Source organism: Ruegeria sp. HKCCD8929 (assembly GCF_013031405.1).
Taxonomy (GTDB): domain Bacteria; phylum Pseudomonadota; class Alphaproteobacteria; order Rhodobacterales; family Rhodobacteraceae; genus Ruegeria.
This window is the reverse complement of sequence record NZ_WPZY01000085.1, coordinates 1-5,463: the sequence shown is the minus strand read 5'-3', so window position 1 is coordinate 5,463 and position 5,463 is coordinate 1. Positions and strand designations below refer to the sequence as shown.

Below are 5,463 nucleotides of genomic sequence, written 5' to 3'. Positions count from 1 at the left end.
GGCCCAACCGGCCCGAAGCTGCGAGATCGGACAGAATTCAGAACATTTGTGAACGGATTGAGTCGAGCGGTGCTCTGTATCAGATAGTCAACACGTTTTGGCTTGGGATATAGGGGGTCGTTCATGGATTCGGGGTTTGCAGAGAATTGGCGAGTTTCGTTTGACGACCTGCGGTTCTTGGCTGAGCTGCCGCGCAACGTTTGGTTAGAGGCGGCCTTGCAGCTTTGTCATCTCCGTCTTCATGGCCGGTTTGTTGAGGATTGGTTGGACGTGTCTGGAGACGCACTGTCCTATGTGGCCTCGCAAATGGAATTGCAGGATAAGCGACCGTCGCGGGCGTTTTCAGACAGAACCGGGCGGCGGTATCGGCAGGCGATTGCAGAGCATTGTGGGCTCTCGCGGATGTCTGCGCGCGACCAAGCTGAGTTTCAGGCATGGCTGGCAGATATCTGTCCCCAGGTTGCTTTCCGGGGCGAGCTGGTTGACCGGGGGTTTGACCGGCTCCGGCAACAGGGTTTCATTCCGCCCTCGGAAGGTTCCGTTCTGCGCCTCGTGCGATCAGTGCGCCGGGGTTTTCTCGACCGGTTCCTGGCCTCGGTCACGGATCGACTGTGCGTTGCGGCAGTAATGTCTCTGGAAAAAAGCTTGGCGGAGCCGCGCGAGACGACCGGGTTTGGCAAACTGAAGGATGATGCAGGCGCTGCCAGTTTGGAGAAAGTGTTGGCTGCGGCGGCGCGGTTGGCTTTCATCCAGGATCAGGACCTCCCTTTCGATGTGTTGGACGGGTTGGCCCCTGAATGGATCAAAAAACTGGCGCGGCGTGTCGAGGGTGAAACTGCAACAGAGATGCGCCGTCATGACAGGCCCCGCCGTCTCGGTCTCTTTGCCGTTTATCTGATGACACGCCGATCCCAGATGATCGACGGCCTGGTCGATCTGCTGATTGAGGTCGTGCATCGGCTTGGCACCAAGTCGCGGCGCAAGGTTATCAGCAGGATCGCCGCCGATATCGAGAAGGTGCATGGCAAGGAGCGCTTGCTGGTCGATATCGCCATGGCGGCCATTGATGATCCCGATGGCCGGGTATCGGATGTGATCTACCCTGTCGCGGCGGCTGCGAAGCTGAAAGCTGTGATCGATGAGCACCGCGCCAAGGGCACGCTAGACCGGCGTGTTCAAACCGTGATGCGCGCCTCTTACGCCAGCCATTACCGGCGCATGCTGCCATCACTGTTATCTGCCCTGGAGTTCCGCTCGAACAACACGGCTTGGCGTCCGCTCATGGAGGCGCTGCAGCTCATCATCCGTCTGACCCGAGAGGGTCGGCGGTTCGTACCGGCATCCACCGCGCCCACCGGGTCAATTCCAGCCAAATGGCGGGAGACGGTGATCGATGCCAAGGGCCGCCTGAACGTCATCTCCTTCGAGCTTTGCGTGCTGACGCAGTTGCGCGAACGTATCCGGGCGAAGGAAATCTGGATTGAAGGTGCCGACCGCTACCGCAACCCGGATGACGATCTGCCGAGGGATTTTCCGGAGCGCCGGGCCACTTACTATGCGCAGTTGAACCTGACTCAGGATGCCCGCGATTTTACAATGACCGTCAAAGCCCAAATGGAAGAGGAACTGCTCAATCTGAATGCCGCTTTGCCACACGACGACAAGGTGCGGCTTCGTTGGCGGGGAGAGAACAGGATCAGCATCACACCGTTTGCCCCGGCACCGGAACCGGCAGGACTGGCGGCGTTGAAGTCCGAGGTTGCCAGGCGTTGGCCGATGACCGGACTTCTGGATACTCTCAAAGAAGCTGCTTTGGACACGGGTTTTCTGAATGCCTTCGAGACCTCGGCCAGCCGAGAGGCGCTGCCGAGTGGCATCCGGGATCAACGCCTGTTGCTATGCCTCTATGGTCTCGGAACGAATGCCGGGTTGAAGCGCGTGGCGGCAGGCATGCCGGGTGTGAGCCACGATGAGCTGCTGCATATTCGCCGCCGCTATATTGATCCCGCGTCTTTGCGGGCCGCTGCTGCTCGCGTCGCGGATGCCACACTGGCCATTCGCAATCCGGTGGTCTGGGGTGAGGCAGGCACGGCCTGCGGTGCGGATTCCACCAAGTTCGGGGCTTGGGATCGCAACTTGATGACCGAATGGCATGCCCGGTACGGTGGCCGAGGCGTGATGATTTACTGGCATGTCGAGCGCCAGGCGACCTGCATTTATTCTCAGCTCAAGCGATGTTCCTCGTCCGAGGTGGCCGCGATGATCGAAGGCGTGCTGCGCCATTGTACGGATATGGAGATCCAGCGCCAGTACGTGGATAGTCATGGTCAAAGTGCTGTTGGTTTTGCCTTCTGCCATCTGCTTGGGTTTGAACTCGCCCCGCGCCTGAAAGCCATTGCTCGCCAGAAACTGGCCCTGCCGAGTGCGGGATTGCGGGGGCGATTACCCAACCTCCTACCGATCCTGTCCGGCGTGGTCGATTGGGACGAAATTGAGCAACAGTATGACGAGATGGTCAAATACACCGCCGCCATGCGCAACGGCACCGCCGACCCGGAGGCCATCCTGCGCCGGTTCGCCCGGACGGATGTGATGCACCCGACCTACAAGGCACTGGCCGAGTTGGGCCGCGTCATAAAGACAATCTTCCTGTGCCGGTATCTGCGATCCGAGGTATATCGCCGTGAGATCCACGAAGGATTGAACGTGGTCGAGAATTGGAACAGCGCCAACGGTTTTGTCTTTTTTGGCAAAGGCGGAGAAATCGCGTCCAATCGTGTAGCCGATCAGGAAATCTCGGCTCATGCTCTTCATCTGCTTCAGGCATCGCTGGTCTACGTCAACACGCGGATGATCCAGTCCGTGCTCGCCGACAACGCATGGGCGGGCCGTTTATCGGAGCGCGACTATCGCGGGTTATCGCCACTGATCTACCTGCACATCAATCCTTATGGCCGGTTCGAGGTCGATCTCGCCAAGCGGATCTATTTCGGCGCGATGGCCGCATGATCCAAGCGTCACAAATGGGCGCACACAAAGATGGCATATGAATGTGACACAATCATCGCCTAAGTTTCGTCACAGTTGGGTGCAATAAGCCGCATGTTACAAATTCAGCAGCAAACCCACTCAAATGTGACAGGAACCTATGGCCAAGATTGGATACGCCCGCGTCAGCTCCTCAAGCCAGGATCTGGATATTCAAAAAGCCAAGCTGAAGGCGGCAGGCTGTGAGGTCATCCGCTCGGAAACCGTTTCTGGTGCTTCCCGTGATGATCGTTCTGAGCTGGCGACAGTGATGGAGTTCTTGCGTGACGGTGACGAGTTGGTCGTGCATCGTCTGGATCGTCTCGGCCGATCCACCCGCGATGTGCTGAACCTGGTCTATGAACTGGATGCCAAATGCGCATCGCTCCGAGTGCTCGAACCTGAAGTCACCACCGCCGGGGACATGGGCCGGATGGTCATCACCGTTCTCGGCATGGTCGCCGACATGGAACTCAAGTTCATTCGTGACAGGCAGCGTGCCGGGATTGAGGCGGCCAAAGGTAAGGGCGTCTACAAGGGGAGGCAAAAAACGGTCGACGACGCGGAAATCCAAAGGCGTGTCGAATTTGGTGTTCCAAAAGCTCAGGTCGCGCGTGACCTCGGCGTTTCAAGAATGACTGTCTATAGGGCACTAAAGAACGCCACCTCCGCCAACTGTTATGAGGAAACAGCCAATGGCTGACCCATACTTTTCAGAGCTAAAATATTTGGGCGGCGCGTCTCTGGATTTCATAGAAGTGGCTGTCGACGCTGGCACCGACATATCCGATCTCGAAATTACCATCTATTTTTCTAATGGAACTATTCGATCCACGAACACGCTCGTCGGTATCACGCCTACGACAATCGCCGGGAAAGACGTATATGTCATCGATACATCGTCTTCTGGAACCTTCAATGGTCTCGGCCTTTCCAACGCGGTATCTCTTTCAGACAGCAGTGACGGGACCGTGTTTTCGTTCGTATCATTTTCCGATACTGCCGCCGCCGTAACTGCTACCGAAGGCCCGGCTAATGGTCTGACGTCGACAGAAATCGGCAGCGCCGGAAGTGGGTCGTCACTAGAATCCACAGATGGTTCCTCCTATACGCTTCAGACTAATCCAACGCCGGGAACGGTACCTTGCTTCACAAGTGGAACCATGGTTGCCGTACTTGGCGGAACTCAGAAAATTGAACAGCTAGCTGAAGGTGACCTTGTCTTGACGAAGGATAGGGAATTTCAGGCAATACGCTGGATTGGGCGACGCAAATACACCGCTCAACAGCTGGAACAAAACCCCAAACTGCGGCCTGTTCGAATTATAGCAGGAGCTTTAGCACAAGGACTTCCTGAACGTGATATGCTGGTTTCACGCCAACATCGCATGTTGCTTCAATCCAAGATTGCGGAGCGCATGTTTGGCAAATCCGAAGTTCTGATCCCAGCAATAAAACTCACAGAACTTCCGGGCATTTTCGTGGATGAGGCCGTACAAAGCATCGAGTACATTCACCTGTTGTTTGACCAACATGAGATCATCTATGCCGAGGGTGCCCTAACCGAAAGCCTGTTCACCGGCCCGGAAACATTGAAGTCAATCAGCCCGGAAGCCCGTCAGGAAATTCTCTCCATCTTCCCCGAAGTTAAAAAGCTGGACTACCGACCCAAACCGGCCCGGCTCATCCCGCCTGGGAAAAGCCAAAAACAGCTCATCGCTAGGCATTTGAAGAACAACAGGCCCTGCATAAGCCCGGAAAACATCCAGTATTCACAAATGTTCTGAATTTTGGCCACTTTTGCAGCGAAAGCTGACTTTGTCCGCATCTTTTAAGTTCAAACAGCGAGCAACGAAGGGGTGAAAATTTGCGCGTTCTCTTTGTGTTCCTCATAACCCCCACCTGTGCACGTTCGGGGCGGTTGGGCCAACCTGCCAGGTTCATTCCCGACGGAAAGCGCCGGAAAAGAATCATCAAACGGCACCTGAAGAATGGCAAAAGCCCCCTTTCGCCAGCTATGACGCGCTGAACCCCAAGTGGCTATTACCGACGAGCCCCTTGCATTGTGGTTTTCAGCGCATGACAAGATCTGACAGAACCGGCCATAATCGCGAGCGTCGGACCGGCGCAGATCAATACGGCGAGTGCCTGCTGAACGTTCGCCGTCGGATGGCAACCACAGCAATGACGCTTGTTTATTCGCGCTCCCATGGCAACCGAATGTCTGCTCCCGATACAGCCACCCAATCGGTTCGCAGATGCGGAGAAGGTCCGCCTCCCCGCTCGAGGTGCTGGGCACAACGGTCGCGATGCGTCACCACCGGTCTACGACTTCACCTGGATGTGGCAGGAACTGGGCGTCATTGAACTCAGAAAGTAATGTTCACAAATGTTCCAGAATTTGTCCGATTTCACAGCCTCAAGCCGGTTGGGCCT

General features: G+C 56.4%; 3 protein-coding genes. All 3 read left to right on the top strand.

Going from position 1 to position 5,463, the window contains the following annotated elements; genetic code table 11:
* Positions 1-123 precede the first annotated feature (123 nt).
* The 3 genes from GOX53_RS28605 to GOX53_RS28595 all read left to right on the top strand — a co-directional run bounded on the left by GOX53_RS28605 (position 124) and on the right by GOX53_RS28595 (position 4,814).
* Positions 124-3,009, top strand: a complete 2,886-nt coding sequence (locus tag GOX53_RS28605; protein ID WP_171182277.1) for a Tn3 family transposase — start codon at positions 124-126, stop codon at positions 3,007-3,009.
* Between the two features lie 139 nt (positions 3,010-3,148).
* Positions 3,149-3,730, top strand: coding sequence for a recombinase family protein (locus GOX53_RS28600; protein ID WP_171182276.1), 582 nt, complete (start codon positions 3,149-3,151; stop codon positions 3,728-3,730).
* Positions 3,723-4,814, top strand: a complete 1,092-nt coding sequence (locus GOX53_RS28595) for a Hint domain-containing protein (RefSeq protein WP_254446856.1) — start codon at positions 3,723-3,725, stop codon at positions 4,812-4,814. The genes GOX53_RS28600 and GOX53_RS28595 overlap by 8 nt, the downstream gene beginning before the upstream one ends.
* Positions 4,815-5,463 lie beyond the last annotated feature (649 nt).